Genomic DNA, 20257 nt, shown 5'->3' with positions numbered 1-20257 from the left:
CAATTGCACTTAATCCAAAATGAACGATTAGTTTTTAACAATTAAACTGAGGTGAAAGTAATGGATAATGAAAAAATAGAACAAGCAATTACTGATTTAAAAAATGGTAAGTTGATTTTAGTTGCTGATGATCGTAATCGAGAAGCCGAAGGAGATTTTGTTGGTTTAGCACAATTTGCTACTGGGGCAACGTTGAACACAATGGTTACTCATGGCCGGGGACTTGTTTGCGCACCGATGACGGCCACGGTTGCTAAACGGTTACAACTTGAGCCAATGACGCAGCATAATACTGAAACTTACGGTACGGCGTTTACGGTTAGTACAGATCATAAGACGACAAGCACTGGTATTTCAGCGTTTGATCGCGCAACTACAATTAAGGCTCTCAGTGATCCGACGGCACGGCCTGATGCTTTTGAACATCCGGGTCACGTTTTTCCACTCGTTGCTAAGGCGGGCGGGGTTTTAAGTCGACGCGGGCACACAGAGGCCGCCGTTGATTTAGCCCAAATTGCTGGGGTTGAGCCAGTTGCCTACATTTGTGAAACACTTAATCCTGACGGAACAATGGCGCGCTTACCGCAATTAGAGAAGTTGTCCCAGCAGTTAGGTCTGACCTTGATCACAATTGAAGAGTTGACCGCCTATCGTTATAGTTTGAACCAATCCGTTGTGACGGCGGCTGAAAAGGTCAAATTGCCAACACGTTACGGTGAATTTGATTTAACGGGCTATACATCCGAAAAGGATAGCCAAGTTCAATTATTTCTGACTAAAGGTAAACTGGATACAATGCAGCCAGTGCTATTACGGCTGCATTCGGAATGTTTTACTGGTGATATTTTTGGTTCAGAACGCTGCGATTGTGGTGAACAACTCCACGCTTCAATGGCACAAATTCAGCGCGCTGGGAACGGTGCTTTATTGTATTTACGCCAAGAAGGGCGGGGAATTGGATTACTAAATAAATTGCACGCTTATAAGTTACAGGAGTCTGGCTATGATACTTATGACGCGAATATTGAGCTTGGTTTTGCGCCAGATGAACGAGAGTACGGATTGGCGGCAGCCATTCTTCACGTCCAAAAAATTACACGAGTTCGCCTGATGACTAACAATCCCGCTAAAGTGGCGGCCTTAGAGAAATACGGAATTGAAGTTGTGGAGCGAGTACCAGTTGAGGTTAAACCTCGTCCAGAAAATATTAACTATTTAAAGACCAAGCAAGCCAAATTTCACCACATTTTACATTTAGCACAATAAAATAAATGAGTATTTTAGGAGGAAATTAAAAATGACTATTTATTCAGGTAACTTAACTTCAAAAGATGTCAAAATTGCAATTGTTGTTGCACGTTTTAATGAATTTGTAACGAGTAAATTATTAGGTGGCGCACTGGACGTTTTGGGACGGCACGAAGTAGCAGCCACGGATATTGATACTATTTGGGTTCCAGGTGCATTTGAAATTCCGGCGATTGCCAAACTATTGGATGCGTCCGGTAAGTACGATGGCATTATTACGCTTGGCGCTGTCATTCGCGGCGAAACTAGTCATTATGACTATGTTTGTAACGAAGTATCTAAAGGAATTGGTAGTTTAGCTTTAAATGGGAAAACACCGATTGTCTTCGGTGTATTGACAACGGAGAATGTTGAGCAGGCTATTCAACGTTCAGGAGCTAAGTCAGGTAATAAAGGTAGTGATGTTGCAACTAGTATTTTGGAAATTATTAATTTAAAGCGGCAATTAGTCACGGCAACAAAATAAGTTAACAGAAAATTATTACGTTTCCTGGTTTAGGCATAAAATCGCGTGGCAAATTGAAGTGAATGTTGTAAACTGATTATAAGGAATTTTCGATTCAGAAAATAAGCGATTTAATCAATCTGAACGTGATCTTTAAATTAAAAGAATTATGATGGAAGTTAGAATAATAGCCTTGAGTTTGCTAAGCCATCATTTTCTAGATCCGTGTGGCCGGCTATTGATCATAGATTTAAGGAAAAATGGTGGCCGATTAAACTTGCAAGTTTAACTGGACGTCACAGATTTTAAAGGAAAACGGAGGAAACGTTTTGGACGCTGTTAACTACATTGGGATTGCCTTTTGGCTTATTGTCTTAATCTTTATCTTCTTTACATTTCATAATATCCGTGTGCGCCGTTTAAAGCGGATTGTTGCCGGAGAAAAGGGCTTTTATTGGCCAGGATTCTTACTGTCTGGCTTGTTGATTGTCATTGCTTTTGCTGGTCTATGGTTAGCGAGTTACGCAACATTCTTTAGAAATGTTGATTTGACTGATAAACAGGAAATCAGTTTAAGTTATAAGTATAAGCCATTAGTGATGTCTTCTATTAACGGTCGCTTTTACGATGTTAAGGTTGAAAATGGCAACGGTAAGCAACCAACGCAATATTACACTTATTGGGTTGATGGGGCTCGTTACCAAATTTCAAGTAACAACGCAACGATTGTTTCAGGTGCACACCCCATGAATGTTAGTGCTGGTAATTATCCATGGAAGCATGATGAGTTGGCTAAGCAGGAAAAGAAAACTGAGCGGACTTTTGTTGCAACAATGACGGCAACTTATAAGTCGAATTTTATGAATGGATTGGGTATTCGAGCTGGGCGCAAAGCAACAACCTTTTCAATGATTCGTGTACCTAACTCATCGGTTATTTACATTAAAAAAGATAATTCTAAATAGAAAAAAAGCCGCTATTGCAGGAGAATTCCGCATGTAGCGGTTTTTTTCTATTTAGACGTTTAATGGATGTCGCTTTACTAAAAAAGCGTGCTAAGATAAGTCTAATGGTTGCGATGGGAGTGGAACAACAGTTGGTTTGGGTTCACTGCATAACGTGGGCTAACCTAATAGCCACACTATGATTACTAGATTAGCTGTAGTCGTGTTTGAAAAAAGCAGCTTCCTGAACACTTTTCAGACACGCTCTAAGGAGGTTTAAATGACATTACATTATGGCATTATGGGGGCAGCATCAATTGTACCGCGCTTCATTGCTGGTGTTGCTGCTAGTAAATCAAGTAAAGTTGTTGCGATTGCGGCGCGAAATGAAAAACGAGCGCAGAAAATGGCAAATGACTGGCAAATTGCAACGGTTTATCCGGATTACCAAACATTATGTGCGGCACCTGAAATTGACGTGATTTATATTCCGCTGTACAATCGTGCGCATTTTAACGGTGCCAAATTAGCGTTGGAAAATGGTAAAAATGTACTGTTAGAAAAACCATTCACGCTGTTTGCTGACCAGGCCAGGTCGTTATTTAAATTGGCCGCACAGAAACACGTTTTTTTGATGGAAGCACAAAAGGCAGCTTTTTTGCCAATTACACAGCAAGTTAAGGCACTAGTGACTTCTGGTAAATTAGGTAAGATTCACTATCTTGATTCCCAGAGTAGCCACGCCGGTGCAGCTACCATTCCTTGGTTTAATGATCTGGCCAGTGGCGGTGGCGCTTTTTATGGCAGCGCCGCTTACCCACTAGATTATCTTCAGGTTTTGCTCGGTTCCGCTGGTATCACTGGTGTAACGGGGCAAAGTATTCACGTTGGTAATGAAAGTGATCGTCAGGCCAGCGCGCTGATAAGTTTTGACTCGACTTTGGCCAGTATTTTTATAACCAGTACGTTTGACCTGGCTAGTCAGATGGTTATTCATGGTACAAAAGGTAAAATTATTATTCCTAATTTTTGGAAAACGGATCATGCATTTGTTACGCTAAATGATCAACCCACTAAAAGGTTAGCTGTTAAGCAACAAAGTGAATTTAGTTTTGAAGTTGACCACGTCGCAACCTGTTTACAAAAAGGGGAATTGGTGAGTCCAATAATGACGCCGGAAATCACAATTCAAACGTGTCAGATTATTGAGACGCTTTACCGAAAATGGTACATAAATTATGATCAACTTATGAGATAGAAAAATTGGTGTAATCAAGCGCATAATTAAGCGCGCTTGATTGCTAAGTACAGGACTTGAGCTTAGTGAAGAAACATACTGAATGGCTATTACTTTTTGGAACAAGTTTAGTTTCGTTTATGGGAACTTTAGATGCTAGTGTTGTTAATATTGCGATGCCAGATATTGCGGCAACATTACATATTCCGATGAACGTCGTGGAATGGGTTGCATCAGTTTATTTAGTGACAATCTGTGTCTTGTTACTTTTTTGGGGTAAATTATCTGATCAGATTGGCCGCGTGAATATTTTTCAGGTTGGGACACTAATTTTCATTCTTGGGTCAGCAATTTCTGGTTTTAGCTCGAGCTTAATTTGGCTTCTGATTGGTCGAGTTATCCAGGCTTTTGGAGCCAGCATGACGATGGCAACCAACTTTGGTATTATTACTGCTATTTTTCCAAAAAATATGCAGGGGCGTGCTTTCGGATTAAATAGTTTAGTATTACAAGTTGGCAACGTTGCTGGTCCTGGGGTTGGCGGGATTATTTTGTCGTATTTAAATTGGCACTGGATATTTTTCATTAACCTGCCAATTGGCGTTGCTGTATTCGTACTTGATTGGGCCATTTTTAAGCATGAAACCATTGTTTGGACTGATATTTCGGTTGACTGGCAGGGCTTTGGTTTGTACGCAATAATGATTATTTTATTCTTTGGAATGATTTTTTATGCCCAAGTTGTGGGATTCACTAATCCAATTAGTCTTCTATTACTTGCGGTGGCAATTGGATTACTGGTTAGTTTTATTTGGACCGAGCGGCATGTGGCTAACCCAATTATTCAATTAAAAGTATTTCGAAAGGCTAATTTTACGATTGGTCTAATAAGTGCCATGCTCGTTTACATCGTTGGCTATTTTTCTAACGTTATTATGCCTTTTTATTTAGAACGAACGCTAAATATGGCCCCCAAGGCAGCAGGCTTATTATTAATGGGTATTCCGTTGGCCAACGTTATTGCAGCACCAATTGGTGGTTATTTAACGGATAAATACGGAGCTGTCTTAATTTCATTTTTCGCGTTATTTATTTTTGTCATACCGCTCGTCTACTTCCAGCTAATCCAAATTACCTGGGCCGTTGGTTTAGTCTTTATCGTTATTTTATTTTTGGGGATTGGAAATGGTATGTTTCAAAACAATCCAATGATTATGGCCAGTGCACCACAAGCGTATCAAGGAGTTGCTGGTAGCCTGGCAGCATTGGCGCGTAATATCGGGATGACTATTGGATTAAGCGTCGCTACGACGAGTCTTTACGCCGGAATGAGCATGAAGGCGGGGTATAAGCTAACAACTTACCCAGTAGGCCATCCAGCGTATTTTATGGTCGGAATGCATTTTTCGTACGGTCTAGCTCTAGGTTTAATTTTAATTGCAATAGCTTTGGTTGGTTGGGTCTTGAAAACAAAGGGACCGTGGCCAGTTTAATTATGGGCTAAGATAGCGCTTGCAAAATAGAGTGAGTTAAGCTCATAATTGAGTCAAAGCATTATTAATATAGTCTGATAGTAAAAATTTAAGTGCTTTTCCTAGGTTGTGTTTGGGAAAGCAGGCCCTCGTGCTTGCCATACTTCAACTTGGCGCTCTTTGCTACAAGAATAGATAACATTCGTAGCATCAAGATTATTAGTGCTCTAGGCTGCGATTTGAATTTTGGTTTATCCTAGTCTGATCGTCAGCGAGCCAGTAATAATCCGCAATTACTGAGTAGAACCTGAACGCTTTTCCAAACACTTCCGATACTAGGATTATAAAAATAATTCTTGAAAGTTTCTTGAAAATTCCTGAATGACTTGCTTTTAAGCAAGAAAATGCTTACTATTTCTATGAAAGCAAAAAACCTAAAATGGAGATTGCTCATGTCAGAAGAATACTTTGACCCAAAGTTAAAGTTGATCACGCTTAATGCTAATAAACCATTAGCGGAGAAGATCGCGAAGGAAGTCGGTGTCTCACTAGGTAAGGCATCAGTCAATCAATTTAGTGATGGTGAAATTCAAGTTAATTTGGAAGAAAGTATTCGTGGTGATGAAGTTTTCGTTATTCAATCAGTTTCTGATCCAATTAATCAAAGTTTGATGGAATTGATGATTATGATTGATGCGCTACGACGTGCCAGTGCTAAGCTTATTAACGTTGTCATTCCTTACTATGGTTATTCCCGGCAGGATCGTAAAGCACGTGCCCGGGAGCCAATTACGGCCAAGTTAGTTGCCAATATGTTAGAGATGGACGGTGCAACGCGGATCATTGCTTTAGATTTACACGCAGCACAGTTACAAGGATTCTTCGATATTCCGGTGGATCATTTACAAGCAGCGCCATTACTTGCCAATTATTTCATTCAGCACAACTTAACTGAGGACGTTGTCATTGTTTCGCCTGATCACAGCAGCGTTGCACGTGCTCGCCAAATGGGAACGCTACTTGGTGGCGCACCAATTGCAATTATTGATCGGCGCTACTCAAAGGCTGAGCAAACCGAAAATTTAGAAATTATCGGGGACGTTAAGGGTAAGACGGCCATCATTGTTGATGATATGATCGATACTGGTAGTCGAGTGACAACTTCTGTTGAGGCTTTGAAGAATGGTGGGGCTAAGGATATTTATGCGGCTGCTACTCATGCCGTTTTTTCCGATCACGCAACGCAAAAATTACAGGCCTCGGCTTTAAAGAAAGTTATCGTGACCGATTCGGTTCAAATTCCTGAAGGTAAACAATTCCCTAAATTAGTGGAACTATCCGTTGGTACTTTGATTGGTAAGGCGATTAGTTTAATTCACGCTGATCAACCCATTGATCATTTATTTAAAACAATTTCTGAAAAGAACGAAGATTAAAAAGATAGTTACAGCTAAGCAAATAAAATATTTAGAAAAATAAATAGGAGCTATGGTAAAGAACACTTCTTACCACGGTTCCTATTTTTCTATGGGATTAAAAGTAATAAAACTGGTTGGCCGCTTTATCTAAATAACAGTCATTTTCATGAAAATTAAGTAAAATTGGCCAGAAAGATAGTTTTTTCTTTGAATTTTTGTTACATTATAAAATAATGATAAAAAGATTAATGTAATTGTAATTTAATAACTATAAGAAAGTGAGTGGATGATAATGCGTGCTGTATTAACGGTAATTGGTAAAGATCGAGTCGGAATTATTGCGGGGGTCAGCCAAAAATTGGCGGCCTTGCAGGTAAATATTGTGGATGTAACGCAGACGATTATGCAAGAAAATTTTACGATGATGATGATGTGTGATCTTCCGGAAAAAGCGGACTTTGCGGGAATTAAAGAAAGTCTCAATAGTGTTGGTGAAACTTTGGGAGTTCAGATCCGAATTCAACGCGAAGATATTTTTACTGCAATGCATGAAATTTAGAGAAGGGAGCAGGCCATGCAAACTAACCAAATATTAGAGACAATGCGAATGATTGACGAAGAAAACTTAGATATTCGAACGATTACGATGGGCATTTCGTTGCTGGATTGTATTGATGCTGACAGTGATCGTGCGTGCACTAAGATTTATAACAAGGTAACAACGAAAGCAAAAGATCTGGTAAAAATTGCAGAAACGATTGAAACAGAATACGGTATTCCAATTATTCATAAGCGAATTTCAGTCACTCCAATTAGTATTATTGCGGCCGCAACACCGGATACGGATTACGTTAAATTTGCTCAAGTATTGGATAAGGCGGCACGAGCTGTCGGGGTTAATTTTATTGGTGGTTTTACAGCCTTGGCGCAAAAGGGCTATCAAAAAGGTGATCGAATTCTGATTAATTCTATTCCTGAGGCGCTTGCCGTGACGGACTATGTTTGCTCATCAGTTAATGTTGGCTCTAGTAAAGCCGGAATTAATATGGATGCTGTTCGGGACATGGGTGAAATAGTTAAACAAACGGCGGCCAAATCAACTTTGGGTCCGGCCAAGTTGGTTGTTTTTGCGAACGCAGTTGAAGACAATCCGTTTATGGCGGGTGCATTCCATGGTGTCGGTGAGGCAGATGTTGTGATTAATGTTGGCATTAGTGGTCCTGGTGTCGTTAAACGGGCCTTGGAAAAAGTTAAAGGGCAACCTTTTGACGTTGTTGCCGAAACTGTCAAAAAGACGGCCTTTAAAATTACCCGGGTTGGCCAAATGGTTGGTAAATTGGCCTCAGAACAGCTTCAGGTACCATTTGGGATTGTTGATTTATCATTAGCACCAACGCCAAAAGTGGGGGACTCGGTTGCTCGTATTCTAGAGGAAATGGGTTTGGAGCAAGTTGGTACCCACGGAACAACGGCGGCCTTAGCGTTGTTGAATGATGCAGTGAAAAAAGGTGGTGTTATGGCCTGTAATCAAGTTGGTGGATTATCCGGGGCCTTTATTCCAGTGTCTGAAGACGAAGGGATGATTGCCGGTGTCCGCAGCGGATCGCTAAATTTGGAAAAATTAGAGGCAATGACGGCCGTTTGTTCGGTTGGCTTAGATATGATCGCAATTCCGGGTGATACGCCGGCCACAACAATTGCTGCTATGATTGCGGATGAGGCCGCAATCGGGATGATTAATAACAAAACAACGGCCGTTCGCGTGATTCCTGCTAAAGGTAAAAAAGTAGGTGACCAAGTCGAATTTGGCGGTCTGCTAGGAACGTCACCCGTCATGGCCGTTAATCCAGCTTCTTCGGCTGATTTTATTGGTCGTGGCGGCCATATTCCAGCACCAATTCATTCTTTTAAGAACTGATTATCGTGGTAAACTAGTAAAGTAAGTAGCGTTTATTAGATAGCTAACTCGGCTGCCTAATAAACGCTTTTTTGTGGCGTAAAAGAATTATATTTTTGAAGGTGCTCATTTTAGGTGGAAGAATGCTAGTAGTAGAACAGTCCCAGTGAAGGAGGGAAACTTTTGCAAGAAATTAATAAAAAGCGTTTTAGTTGGCCGCTATTTTTAAGCCCCTTTATTTCACGTCTCGGCGATGGACTTTATATCTTTGGTTTAAATTGGTTTATTGTAAAGGCAACTGGTGCCGCCGCGCAGCTTGGCATTGTTCAGGGAATTGGGGGATTAGTTTTAGTTTTAGGGGACCTTTTTGCCGGACCATTAGTAGACAATTATAATCGCAAGTGGGTCATGATTTTATCGGATTTAATTAGTGCTATCGCCTGCCTTATTTTGGCGCTGCTCATTGATATTCGCCACCCCGTTTTTTACCAGCTTATTTTATTAACTAGTATTCTCGATATTGGGTTAGCTTTCAATTTTCCGGCCGCGAAGGCAATTATTCCCGAGCTTATTAAACAGAGTAACCTAACGCGCTTTAATGCTTGGATTAACACTGCTTTTAATTTTGCTGATATCTTTGCACCATTGTTGGGTGGTGTTTTGTTAACTTTCAAATGGTTAAATTTTCGTGCTTTTTTGGTTATTAATGCTGGGTCATTTTTACTATCTTTATTTTTGGGGTTGATGCTGCGTTATCACTTTCGAGGCTCACAGCACAAACAATTATCAATATTGACTAGTTTACGTGATGGCATTAATTATTGCTTACAACACACTGTTTTGGTTCAGATGATTGTTGTTGATGGGTTACTGAATATTTTTTATGCCGCGCTCAATTTATTAATGCCCTATGAAGTTAATCATTACTTTGGTGGCAACGAAAAACTTTATAGTTACGCGCTAAGCCTAATGGCCATTGGCGGCTTAGTTGGTGGTTTGAGTCTGGCGGGGCAAAAACGTGTACTGCACATGAATAGTGTGTACCGCGACGTAATTACTTTCAGTTGTTTGCTGATTTTAAGCGGTCTTTTTGTCCATTATTGGGTATTGTTGGCGGCAGCAACTGTTTATGGCTTTTTCATGTCACGTTTAGGCGTTCAAATGATTACCCTTGTTCAAAACGAAACATCAGTAAATTATTTAGGTCGTGTTTTCGCTATTTGGTTCTTATCAGTTGATGCTTTACACCCAGTTGGTAATTTTATTTTCGGTTTTATTATTGATTGGCTGAAGCACCAAATATTTAGTTTGATTGGCGGTTTAATGTTGTTATTACTACTTTTAGTTCGAAGAGCGTTTCACGTGAAACAAAAAAAGAGCAGGTAGGTTTGAAAAATCGGTCAATAAAGTTGGCCAATTATTCAATCTAATCCTGCTCTTTTTATACCCGAAATTAAATAGTTAATGACGTTATCGATAATTAGGATATGCCTTGAAATTATATTGCGCAGTAGTAGCTAAAGGGACAAGGTAGATCGTGTTTAAAAAAACAGTTTCCTGTGCTTGCCATGTTTCAACTTAACGATCTAGACTGCGATTCGGGTTTTGATTCATCTTAGTCCGATCGACATCATCGGTAACGCTTGGAACCTAGTGCTTTTCCCAACACGCCTTAGAATCTAAACGAGACACGTGCTAATCTAAATTATTTCGTTAATACGCTTTTTCCTGGTTTAAAGATAAATAACTTACTAAATACGTAGTTGGCAGCAATAATAACAATATTATCAATGACTTTAACTAACAAAGGATTGCCCTTCAAAATTGAAATACCAAGCCACATCATACTGACATCTAGCAAAAGCGACAGAATTCGGAAAAAGAAAAAACTACCAAGTTCGCGTACTAGCGCTGTATTAGTGTTTGTTTTCGAATTAAAAACCCAGCGTTTATTAGTTATATAAGCAAAAAGAACGGATAAAAACCACGCAATAACGTTAGCTAGTTGATAATTAAGGCCTGTAAAATGATTTAAAGTTGTAAAAACAATAATATTGATCAATGTTGTTAGGCCGCCGAAAAATAAATAGTTGGTGAGATTTGCGTAGCGAGCGTAAATTAATTTGATTTTCTTCATTTTTACACCTCACAAGTAAGATATTGCTTTTTTATTTTCGAAAAAAGATGACGTAAATTGTGATTCTACTGTATTTTTAACCACACTAGTTATGAATTGGTGTTGTAAATTGATAAATTAAAGAACTATCTTTGAAAGGCTGATTGTTAATTAAAAGTGGGTGTGGCGCCAATTTATAACTTTGAGTTCTTACCAATTCTACTTTTTGTGGAGAAGGCAAGGTGTTTTTTAAAACAATTTCATATTTCCCGGGCAATAATTTCTGCTTAATACCAAAAGTTGTTGCCACGTGATTTAGGGAATAACGCTTATGCCGGTCAATTGATACAAGCTTTGCCTCTAAGTGTGTCTGGTGTGGTACTGAAATTGATAGCTTAGTAGCAGTATGATTAAGGGTGATTCTTTGCGCGATTGTTGTGTTTTGCTGAATCAAGGTTGGTTTTGCTTTATATTGCAGTGAAAGTTGACTTCGCTGTCCGGCTACAATCATTGGTTTGCCGGTTATCAGCGGTTTAGTTTCCGTCGCGAAAATAAAAGCAGTGATTAGAAGTACACCGCCAAAAAATAAATTACGATTTTTTTGGTGGTAAATGGCTAAATTAGGTTCTGTTTCCTGAGCCGTAAAGGCATTAATTAAAAGTAGTAATGGTAAAAGTGGCTGACCGTACCTACTTTCTGCTTCCCAAATTAATACGTGAAAGGCTAAATAGCCAACAGCCAACACAATTGCTAAATCTCTGATAGATTTTACTTCATAGTTTCTTTTAGTAATTAAGGCTAAATATTTTATAAAGGCCAAGCCATAAATAGAAATGAAACCAACGCGCATTAGTAAAGAACCCAGCAGGCTTAGTTGAACTTCGTACTTTTGGTAGATTGCGGGTGCTTCAATATAGCCACCACTGTAGGATCGTTGAATATGACTGACATTTAATAAAATCCCGGCCTTTAAAAGCCACCGTTTAACAACGCCACGGACACCTAAAGTTTCAATTCGCTTAGGTAATGCTCGTTTTGTATAATTTTGGCGCGCTGTCTTAGTTGGCAATTGTGTCATTTTTTTGACGTCAGCACCAACGTAAGTTCCGTTACCCTTTGGATTGTAGCTCATCCAAATCCAATGAGTTGTTGGTAATTGGTATTTAGAATTATTTGTAAAATCAACGGTACGGGTAATGGCCATTCTGGCTGGTACGGTTGCCGCAAAGCCAAGTAGTATAACCATTAAAGGCAATAAATACTTAAGCAATGTCTTACGATCCTCTAGAAATAGGGCAATTAGTAAAATGGCGATTGCAACTGCGAAAACAATTAAGTTGGGTTTAAGCAGTTGTCCAAGCAAGATCAATAGGAACAACAAAATACCATTGAACACTTTACTTTTTTTAGAGAGTTTATTCCATTGAGCCAAAATCGTAAAACAGAGAATTAAACAAAATAGGATTGGTAGATCTGAGTAAAACACTTGTAAATAATAGGTGTAGGCAAACGGACTAATCAAGAAAAAAAGTAAGGCAGCGAGTGTGCTACTATTTTGCTGACTAAGGCGGCGAATACTGGTTAAGGCCACTAGAATAAAACCATCAAGCAGGCCCAAAGATAATAAATGTAAGGCGGTGTTGGTTGATAGGTGAAAAATTAGCGTCAGTTTGAACCATTGTGATAGTAAAAAGGCCAACGGCACGTTGTTAGGATAGCGCCAAAAATAAGTTGAAGAACTCCAGACATGTTGGCCCTGGCTTAAATGTTCCGCTTGATAGAGCACTCTAAAGGGATCGTGGTAAATCGTTACTGGCAGGTAACGTAAAATAATGAGTTGAATAATAAATATCAACGTAAGCCCAATACCAAGAGTCCAGCTAACAGTTGTTTTATTCAATTGATTCGTTTTTATTTTAAAATAAGGCCAGATGTACCAAAGTATTGCACCAATAATGATAACGAGACTACTTAACTTAATGTTTTGGGGATAAACAATATTTGAAATAATACCAATTAATAAACCACTGGCCAAGAGTAGTGGGAATAATTTCATTAGATTAAGTTTCTTTGCCATAGCTATTCTCCGATCGTTGTTTCAATTGTAAAGCGCGGTCGTTGTTTAGATTCGGTCGTTAATTTACCGATGTACTCGCCAATAATGCCAAGGCTAAACATTTGTAGACCACCTAAAATCCAAATTGAAATCATTAATGATGACCAACCGTGCACAGTCAAACCCAACCATTTAGTAATTACAGAATAAAATAGGGCGATGACGCCTAATGAACTTGCCAGCACACCAAGTAATAAAATAGCGCGGACTGGCGCAATTGAAAAGGAAGTTAGTCCGTCCCAAGCAAAGGCAATCATCTTTTTAAGTGGATACTTTGATTCACCGGCCAATCTTGGCGTTCGTTTGTAATAAACTTTATCGGTTTTAAAGCCCAACATAGGAATAATTCCACGAATAAACAAATTACGTTCCTTGTACTGTAAAAGTGTTTGAATAGCCCGTTTGGACATTAGGCGGAAGTCGGCGTGATTTTGAATCAATTTAACCCCTAATAGATTAAGCGTTTTATAAAACATTAGTGCAGTATTGCGTTTAAACCACGTGTCAGTGGCCCGATTATTCCGAACACCATAGACAATATCCGTTCCGTTAGCAAACTTAGCGGCCATTTTTGCGATGGCTGTTGGATCATCTTGTAAGTCTGCATCAATTGTGACGATAACTGCGGCCGTCTTAACGGCTGTCTGCATGCCTGCAATTAGGGCATTTTGGTGGCCAAAATTACGACTAAATTTAATTCCGGCAACGCGATCATTATTTTGGTGTTCTGTTTTAATAATGTCCCAGGTTTTATCAGTTGAGCCATCATCGACAATTAAAATATCTGATTTTTGATCAAACAGTAAATCTTTTATTAGATCGTTCTCGACTTGAAGTAGCCGTTTAATTGTTGAAGGCAGTACTTCTTCCTCATTAAATGCGGGAACAACGATTGTTAGTTTTTCCATTTTAATTTTCCCCTTTCATCAGGTTAGTTTTTAAAAATTTAAAGTCGGATTCAAGATAATAAATATACGCCACGCGAGCTACTTCCCACCAAGCGATTGCTAGTAATAGGCTGGCCAGGACGTCGCTTGGAAAATGATCCCGTAAGTAGACTCGGGAAAAGGCAACTACGCCAAACCAAACAATTGCTAGTAACGAGACTAGGAGTTGGACTTCTTGGTCTTCCAGTAAGGGCACAATAATAAAAAGGATCGTTAATACTAAAATAGCCGTACTAAACGTGTGACCGCTGGGATAGCCAAAGCCGGTATCCTTGATTAGCTGTCCTAGTGGTCGTGGGCGGCGGACCAACTCTTTAACTACGAACGTAACTGCGTCACCGCCTAATTGCGCTAGTGCGATCCAAACAGCAATGAGCCAATCACGCCTTATCCAAAAGGCACCGGCAAGTAAGAGTGTTAAAACGACATCTACTGCAGGACTGCCAAAAAAGGCTAGGGTGGAAAAAATTTGCGTGCGGGTTGGATTTACTAGGCCGGCTAGTAATTGTTGAATGTTCGTATCAAAGTTTGTTAACCAGAATGGTTCCAAGTGAACAGCTACTGTTAGGCCTAAAAAGAGAATGAAAGCGACGATCCCAACGGTCAGCCAATTTTTATTTTTATGCATTTACATCAGTCCCTTTAGATTTTCTTTTTAAACTTATTAAAATTGCTGGTAGAAGTGAGATTACAATGATTGCTAGCATAATTAACTCAAAATGTGTTTTAACGATCGTAATGTTGCCGAAGAAGTATCCGGCCAGAACTGCAACGCTAACCCAGGCGATACCGCCTAAAACATTGAAAAGAATAAATTTGCGGTAGTGCATTTTACTAACACCAGCCGTAAACGGAATAAGGGTGCGAATTACCGGCATGAAACGGCCTAAAAAGATGGCACTGTTACCGTGATTATGGAAAAATTGTCCTGCTTCCTTTAAATATTTTGGCTTAATCCACCTCTGCCATTTTGGCTTGGTCAGATGTTGACCAAAGTGGTGACCGATTTCAAAGTTCAGACTATCACCGGCAATGGCTGCAATTGAAAGTAAGATAATTAAAGTGATGTGGTTTAATGAATGTGCCGTCATCGCCGCAATTGAGCCACTGAGAAAAAGTAATGAATCACCAGGTAAAAACGGGAAAACTACTAGCCCAGTCTCAACGAAAATAATGATGAATAGGCCGCCGTATACTAAACCACCATATTGGGCGATGAGACTGGGGAGTAAGTGGTTCATGTTTAAAATGGAGACGAGAATTTCGGTAACCATATCAATTCCTCTTTTCTTGATTAAAGTACGGGTAAAAACCAAATATTTCTTAGGTTAGTTATTCTGATCTAATATTTTTGAAGTCATTCGAAATTAACGACTGGTTTTTAGTTCTTATTCAGCATATTAGGTTTACGCTGGCCTAAAAAGAGCCTTTAAATAAAACGAAAATGAGAATTTTTCAGAAAGAAAGACCAAATAGCTTTTAAGGTGATTGCTAGTGGCCTTAATCTGAGAAATTCTCAAAGAGCTAAATTTGGGCAATAAAAAAATCTCTTGCAAAAAAACAAGAGATTCAGGGTGTGCCTTAGATTTAGTGCGTTTACGCAAATCGGTTAGGAAGGCACTCGTAAAAGTAGTTTCCTAATTTTACCTAAGCGAGTAGTTCGTTATTACAAGGTTAGCGAAAAAATCGTGCCTTGTGGATGGTTATCGCTAATTTTAAGTTTGATATGATTCAAATCAGCCAATTGTTTTACAATCGCTAGGCCAAGACCAGTACCGGGAATTGATCCGCGAATTTCAGCATTGCGGTAAAAACGCTCAAAAATATGTTCTTTATCTACGGTGCTAATACCAATTCCTTGATCAATTACTTGAATCAGAACCGTATTTGCGGACTTTTTTAAAATTAATCGAATTTCGCTATCTTTAGCCGAATATTTGTTAGCGTTGTTTAAAAGATTCACAACAATTTGATTAATACTTGCTTCGTGAGCAGTAATTTTAATGTTAGGCGGGATTTCAGTAATTATTTTCTGCTGAACCAAGGGGGTCATTTTATTAACCACTTTGGCTAACGCTTGACTAAGATCGAATTCGGAAAAATCTAAAACCAGACGATCTGCTCTGGAAAGCGTTAGTAGGCTATCTACTAACGCTTGCATTTGGTGTGATTCGTCGTTAATATAATTGACTGATTTACGAATGATTTCCGGGTGTTCTTCTCCCCGGCGTTGGATTAGCTGGGCGTGACTTCTGATCGTCGCAATTGGCGTTCGTAGTTCATGCGCCGCATTTGAAACGAATAGTTTTTCCTTTTCAGATTGCTGATATAACCGATTAAGTAGGCGGTTAAAACTATTCGCCAGATTGGTGACCTCTGTTGGTCGATCAGGGACGGGAAGCTGTGTGGCCTGTTGACTTGGTTTTGTCGAAATTGATTCTGCACTTGCAGTCAGCTTAGTTAGAGAATTAGTCAATCGGTCAGCGATAGCGTGGATGTATAACGGACTAATCATTAAAGTTAAAATTAAAATAATGATGGCGACTAATACGACTCGTTCTAATGTTTCTAATTGAGAATTTAAATTAGTCCAAAGTTCGTAATCAATTCCGCGAGCGTGCCCCGTATTATAATAAAGGGGACCGACATCTTTCCGGTAGTAAAGGCGTTTAATAAACGGAATTTTTTGGGGCTTAACGCTTAATAATTTTTTGGTACCCGGGGAATAATAATTTTTAATTGTTGCATCTTTTCGCCTATTATTCACTTGTACATAACTTGTACTTGTATCAAGTGTGCTGTTTAAGCGCCAATTTTTCCAATCGTCGTTACCATCAATAACGGCCTTTTTAAGACTACCAATAATATTAAACGAATTGATTTGGCTGGTTTCTAGTAATTGATGACCGACTGCAAATACAGTTGTCATACTGGAAAGCAGGATAATAACCGTGATCATTAAAATAAAGCTACGTAACATAATTGAGGCACTATTTTGTTTAACTTTAAATTTCATACCTTTAGCTCCTACCTAATCATTAACTGATAGTACGTAACCAATACCACGGACGGTGTGAATTAATTTTTTCTTATCGGCAAAACGATCAATTTTATTTCTCAGGTAGCGAATATAAACATCAACAATGTTTGGTTGACCATCGAAATCAACGCCCCAGACTAGATTAAGTAGTTCATCACGCGTAAAGGTTTTGCCAGCATCTTTGAACAGCGCTAACAGCAATCTAAACTCCCGTTGAGTTAACTGGATATTATGTTCACCGCGCATTACCTGGCGCTTATCAATATTCAAAGTTAAGTCGTCAAGCTTATAAATTGAGGTCGTTTCTTTTGCCTGCATTTGTCGTGGTCGTCTGAGCACAGTTTGCATCCGCGCTAATAATTCTTCTGTATCAAACGGCTTGGTCACGTAGTCATCGGCGCCACTAGTTAGCCCGGCAACCTTATCACCAGTGTAATCACGAGCCGTTAGCATGATGATTGGGACGTCACTTTCGCGCCTAATTCTACGTAATACTCCGAGGCCATCTAGTTTAGGCAACATCCAATCCAAAATAAGCAGATCAATTTCAGTTTGTTTTTGGTTAAAAATAGTAACAGCGCTAAGCCCATCAAAGGCCGTCAAAACTTGATAATCCTCAAATTGGAACTCTGTTTTCAATGAAGCAACCAATCCCTTTTCGTCTTCAACTAATAACACGGTCTTACCCATCGTAAAGCAACCTCCACAGTGTTTTCAAAAAGATAATTTTCATTTGCACTCAACTTTGTACCTGCTTGTAGTTTACTGCAAGTCTTTGATCAAAATAAATAGCAGCGGTTTAAATTTAACTTATATTTTTCCAAACCAAAATAATATGAGCATTAAGTAAAGAAGGAAAATATGTCAGTCAATCATTGCTGAACCAAATCATAAATTCCGTGTCTTTAATTATTTACCGGGCCATCTGGATCTTGAAGGTAGAAGCCGTAATCAAGAATCGTTTCTTTAGCGTGGACATCGAAGCGGCGGTCATCGTACCGTTCAAAGAAATAGGTCAGGTGTTCCCAGTCGGTTTGTTGTGCAATTTTGGCCTTCTTCAGTGCATTAAAGGCCGTTTTCATTGGCTGATCACCAAAGAGTTCGTTATTATCCGTCCGACCACTGACCCAAGCGACACCAACACTGGACTGTCCCAGAATGAAGCTCTCAAAACCTTGGGGAATGGGCGTACCAATATCAAATAGATCACCGATCCAATAAGAAAAGTGGCCCGCACTTTCATTTATGAAACCATAGGCACTACCGCCACTGTAAGGATCATTTTCCTTTCGTAGTTGAGCAAATAAATCATTTGCAAACCACTGTTGCCATAAATGATCAAAGGTACCATTTTGCCGATCGTGATTATCATAAGGACGACCAATGAATTCAAGTGGTGGAAATTGCTGTTTTTCTAAATGTGTAATTTTCAACATGAGCAGCACTCCTTATATAAATGATTAATTTCAGTATAACAATCATTCGTGACTAGGCGTATTAATTCCACAGAAAAATCCCTTCATGATAGATAGATGAATTAGATCATTTCGTCTACCAACTATGAAGGGATTCTCGTTGTGGCAAAAGTTGCTTTTGGCACAGCTTTAGTTTTTTACGGTTTAACGACATCGTGTAATGAGCGGTAAATTTCGAAAATTATACACTTGGCAAATACTTTTTATAAGCACATTATTTATTTTGTTGTGCTACATTAGTGACGTGTTCGCTAGAACGAGCTTCATAGCGCTTATAGGCGTGAACTGCAAGCCCTAGAACGGCACCAACCAAGGCTGGTACTAACCAGTCCATACCGTATTTAGCAAGTGGGAAAAAGCCTTGTTGGAAACTCGTCATTGCTTTACCAAAGCTACTTTGGCTAACAATGGCTGGGAAGGCAGCTACCATATCGAAAACGGCGGGGACACAGGTGAAGATAACGACGAAAGCATAAACGACGGAATCGCGTTTGAATAATGGCGAGAAAACGGATAGTAAGATTAAAACCATTGCTAGTGGGTACAGGAACATCAACATTGGCGTTGACCAAGCGATGATTTGATTGAGGCCGACGTTAGCAACCAAGAAAGAAGCCAAGGTTGTAAAAGTTAACCAGGCACGGTAACTAACCTTTGGAAAGTGTTTATGGAAGTCTTGAGCAAAGGCAGCAACTAAGCCAATGGCAGTGGTTAAACAAGTAACAGTGATCAAGGCGGCTAAGACAGCCTGACCAGCTACACCTAAATAATGATTAACGACTTGATCAAAGGCAACCCCACCATTTGCAGAAACTTTGAATTTACCAAGTGACATTGCACCAACAAAGATTAGACCAATGTAGATTAAGGCCTCAAGTCCCATTGAAAAGACACCAGCACGTGCAGTTACAAGTGCGATACCATTAGGACTCTTTTTACCTAAAGAACGAACGGCAGTGACAACTGTAACCCCAAATGCTAAGCCGGCCAAGGCGTCCATTGTGTTGTAGCCCTGCAAAAAGCCGTTTGTGAAGGCACCAGAAGTATAAGCGGCAGTGACGTGTTGCGTAGCCGCGTGACCCATAGGATTACTGAAGGCTAAGAAGAAAACAAAGGCCAGCAACAATAGGAATAATGGGTTTAGTAATTTACCAACGTTAGAGACAATTTTATTTTGTTCTAGAGCAAAGAATAAAGCTAAGCCAAAGAAGACGGCGGAGAAAACTAATAAACCTAACGTTTGAAATTTAGCGGGAACAAGTGGGGCTAAACCAACTGTATAAGAAACAGTGGCAGTCCGTGGTGTTCCGAAAAGAGGTCCGATTGTACCATGAATAAGAACCATGAAGACAAGGGCGAACACAGTACCTAGTGGCCGGCCAATGTCATAAACACCTTCCGAACGAGTGATGCTGATTGCAAGTACGGAAAGAAGTGGCAGTAAAACCCCAGTAACTAAGAAACCTACAGCGGCCGTAACCCAGTGACCGCCAGCCAGTTGACCTAAATGTAAGGGGAAAATTAAATTGCCGGCACCAAAGAATAGGGCAAATAACATGGAACTGACAACAACATAATCGCGTTTTGTAAGTTTACGTTCTTCATTTAACATAATATAACCGCTCCTTTTATGATTAAGAGAATGATGAAATCTAGTCATTCCCTAGAATGACTTATGATCAATGAGTTGATGTTGTAATGTAAGCAGTAAATAACTGACCGACTTCAAAAATAATTTAATTCAAGTTATGATTGCCTCATCAAATAATTGGTGAGGTGATTTTTATTGGATAAACCGGATATTGTTCAAATTAAAATGGATCATTCTGGTTCTCAATCGCG

The 20257-nt window shown here is 39.5% G+C and carries 18 protein-coding genes; 9 read left to right on the top strand and 9 right to left on the bottom strand.

Annotation, left to right across the window (positions count from 1 at the left end; all coding sequences use genetic code 11):
* Positions 1-60: 60 nt before the first annotated feature.
* From EKM61_RS05930 to EKM61_RS05890, 9 genes are all read left to right on the top strand, one after another.
* Entirely contained in the window at positions 61-1266 is a 1206-nt protein-coding gene (locus EKM61_RS05930; RefSeq protein WP_068225944.1) for a bifunctional 3,4-dihydroxy-2-butanone-4-phosphate synthase/GTP cyclohydrolase II, read from the top strand.
* A 31-nt stretch (positions 1267-1297) separates the two neighbouring features.
* On the top strand, positions 1298-1774 hold the full coding sequence (ribH, locus tag EKM61_RS05925) for a 6,7-dimethyl-8-ribityllumazine synthase (RefSeq protein ID WP_068225945.1): 477 nt from the start codon (positions 1298-1300) through the stop codon (positions 1772-1774).
* Positions 1775-2082: 308 nt separating this feature from the next.
* Positions 2083-2718, top strand: coding sequence for an LVIS_2131 family protein (locus tag EKM61_RS05920; RefSeq protein WP_068225946.1), 636 nt, complete (start codon positions 2083-2085; stop codon positions 2716-2718).
* Between the two features lie 259 nt (positions 2719-2977).
* The gene (locus tag EKM61_RS05915; protein ID WP_068225947.1) at positions 2978-3955 is read left to right on the top strand and encodes a Gfo/Idh/MocA family protein; all 978 of its coding nucleotides are present in this window, start codon (positions 2978-2980) and stop codon (positions 3953-3955) included.
* Between the two features lie 56 nt (positions 3956-4011).
* The gene (locus tag EKM61_RS05910) at positions 4012-5427 is read left to right on the top strand and encodes an MFS transporter (protein ID WP_416361154.1); all 1416 of its coding nucleotides are present in this window, start codon (positions 4012-4014) and stop codon (positions 5425-5427) included.
* Positions 5428-5858: 431 nt separating this feature from the next.
* Positions 5859-6842: a ribose-phosphate diphosphokinase gene (locus tag EKM61_RS05905; RefSeq protein WP_068225949.1), complete on the top strand. Its 984-nt coding sequence runs from the start codon at positions 5859-5861 to the stop codon at positions 6840-6842.
* Between the two features lie 274 nt (positions 6843-7116).
* Positions 7117-7383 (top strand): ACT domain-containing protein, encoded by a 267-nt coding sequence (locus EKM61_RS05900; RefSeq protein WP_068226280.1) that lies wholly within the window; start codon positions 7117-7119, stop codon positions 7381-7383.
* A gap of 15 nt (positions 7384-7398) precedes the next feature.
* Positions 7399-8742 carry a PFL family protein gene (locus tag EKM61_RS05895; protein WP_068225950.1) on the top strand — a complete coding sequence of 448 codons (1344 nt, stop codon included), beginning with the start codon at positions 7399-7401 and terminating at the stop codon, positions 8740-8742.
* 162 nt (positions 8743-8904) lie between these two features.
* Entirely contained in the window at positions 8905-10107 is a 1203-nt protein-coding gene (locus EKM61_RS05890) for an MFS transporter (protein WP_082918552.1), read from the top strand.
* 319 nt (positions 10108-10426) lie between these two features.
* Here EKM61_RS05890 and EKM61_RS05885 read toward each other — a convergent pair whose 3' ends face one another.
* The 9 genes from EKM61_RS05885 to brnQ form a co-directional block, all read right to left on the bottom strand.
* Complete coding sequence (locus tag EKM61_RS05885; protein ID WP_068225951.1) at positions 10427-10858, bottom strand: GtrA family protein; 432 nt, start codon at positions 10856-10858, stop codon at positions 10427-10429.
* Positions 10859-10943: 85 nt separating this feature from the next.
* Positions 10944-12914, bottom strand: coding sequence for a hypothetical protein (locus EKM61_RS05880; protein WP_082918553.1), 1971 nt, complete (start codon positions 12912-12914; stop codon positions 10944-10946).
* 2 nt (positions 12915-12916) lie between these two features.
* On the bottom strand, positions 12917-13861 hold the full coding sequence (locus EKM61_RS05875) for a glycosyltransferase family 2 protein (protein ID WP_068225952.1): 945 nt from the start codon (positions 13859-13861) through the stop codon (positions 12917-12919).
* Between the two features lies 1 nt (position 13862).
* Positions 13863-14528 carry a phosphatase PAP2 family protein gene (locus EKM61_RS05870; protein WP_068377168.1) on the bottom strand — a complete coding sequence of 222 codons (666 nt, stop codon included), beginning with the start codon at positions 14526-14528 and terminating at the stop codon, positions 13863-13865.
* On the bottom strand, positions 14521-15174 hold the full coding sequence (locus EKM61_RS05865) for a VTT domain-containing protein (protein ID WP_082918554.1): 654 nt from the start codon (positions 15172-15174) through the stop codon (positions 14521-14523). The genes EKM61_RS05870 and EKM61_RS05865 overlap by 8 nt, the downstream gene beginning before the upstream one ends.
* Positions 15175-15566: 392 nt before the next feature.
* The gene (locus tag EKM61_RS05860; protein WP_068225954.1) at positions 15567-16916 is read right to left on the bottom strand and encodes a sensor histidine kinase; all 1350 of its coding nucleotides are present in this window, start codon (positions 16914-16916) and stop codon (positions 15567-15569) included.
* A 15-nt stretch (positions 16917-16931) separates the two neighbouring features.
* Positions 16932-17630, bottom strand: coding sequence for a response regulator transcription factor (locus EKM61_RS05855; RefSeq protein ID WP_068225955.1), 699 nt, complete (start codon positions 17628-17630; stop codon positions 16932-16934).
* Between the two features lie 215 nt (positions 17631-17845).
* Positions 17846-18376, bottom strand: a complete 531-nt coding sequence (locus EKM61_RS05850) for a hypothetical protein (RefSeq protein WP_068225956.1) — start codon at positions 18374-18376, stop codon at positions 17846-17848.
* A gap of 253 nt (positions 18377-18629) precedes the next feature.
* On the bottom strand, positions 18630-20027 hold the full coding sequence (brnQ, locus tag EKM61_RS05845; protein WP_068225957.1) for a branched-chain amino acid transport system II carrier protein: 1398 nt from the start codon (positions 20025-20027) through the stop codon (positions 18630-18632).
* Positions 20028-20257 lie beyond the last annotated feature (230 nt).

This window comes from Loigolactobacillus backii (assembly GCF_003946275.1).
GTDB classification, from domain to species: Bacteria; Bacillota; Bacilli; order Lactobacillales; family Lactobacillaceae; genus Loigolactobacillus; species Loigolactobacillus backii.
The sequence above is the reverse complement of the archived record's forward strand: the minus strand, read 5'-3'. Positions and strand labels throughout refer to the sequence as shown.

Coding starts and splice junctions, on each gene's coding strand:
- EKM61_RS05900 (WP_068226280.1), top strand. CDS start 7,117: ATGCGTGCTGTATTAACGGTAATTGGTAAAGATCGAGTCGGAATTATT.
- EKM61_RS05915 (WP_068225947.1), top strand. CDS start 2,978: ATGACATTACATTATGGCATTATGGGGGCAGCATCAATTGTACCGCGC.
- EKM61_RS05880 (WP_082918553.1), bottom strand. CDS start 12,914: ATGGCAAAGAAACTTAATCTAATGAAATTATTCCCACTACTCTTGGCC.
- brnQ (WP_068225957.1), bottom strand. CDS start 20,027: ATGTTAAATGAAGAACGTAAACTTACAAAACGCGATTATGTTGTTGTC.
- EKM61_RS05870 (WP_068377168.1), bottom strand. CDS start 14,528: ATGCATAAAAATAAAAATTGGCTGACCGTTGGGATCGTCGCTTTCATT.
- EKM61_RS05855 (WP_068225955.1), bottom strand. CDS start 17,630: ATGGGTAAGACCGTGTTATTAGTTGAAGACGAAAAGGGATTGGTTGCT.
- EKM61_RS05850 (WP_068225956.1), bottom strand. CDS start 18,376: ATGTTGAAAATTACACATTTAGAAAAACAGCAATTTCCACCACTTGAA.
- EKM61_RS05865 (WP_082918554.1), bottom strand. CDS start 15,174: ATGGTTACCGAAATTCTCGTCTCCATTTTAAACATGAACCACTTACTC.
- EKM61_RS05905 (WP_068225949.1), top strand. CDS start 5,859: ATGTCAGAAGAATACTTTGACCCAAAGTTAAAGTTGATCACGCTTAAT.
- EKM61_RS05930 (WP_068225944.1), top strand. CDS start 61: ATGGATAATGAAAAAATAGAACAAGCAATTACTGATTTAAAAAATGGT.
- EKM61_RS05885 (WP_068225951.1), bottom strand. CDS start 10,858: ATGAAGAAAATCAAATTAATTTACGCTCGCTACGCAAATCTCACCAAC.
- EKM61_RS05860 (WP_068225954.1), bottom strand. CDS start 16,916: ATGAAATTTAAAGTTAAACAAAATAGTGCCTCAATTATGTTACGTAGC.
- ribH (WP_068225945.1), top strand. CDS start 1,298: ATGACTATTTATTCAGGTAACTTAACTTCAAAAGATGTCAAAATTGCA.
- EKM61_RS05895 (WP_068225950.1), top strand. CDS start 7,399: ATGCAAACTAACCAAATATTAGAGACAATGCGAATGATTGACGAAGAA.
- EKM61_RS05875 (WP_068225952.1), bottom strand. CDS start 13,861: ATGGAAAAACTAACAATCGTTGTTCCCGCATTTAATGAGGAAGAAGTA.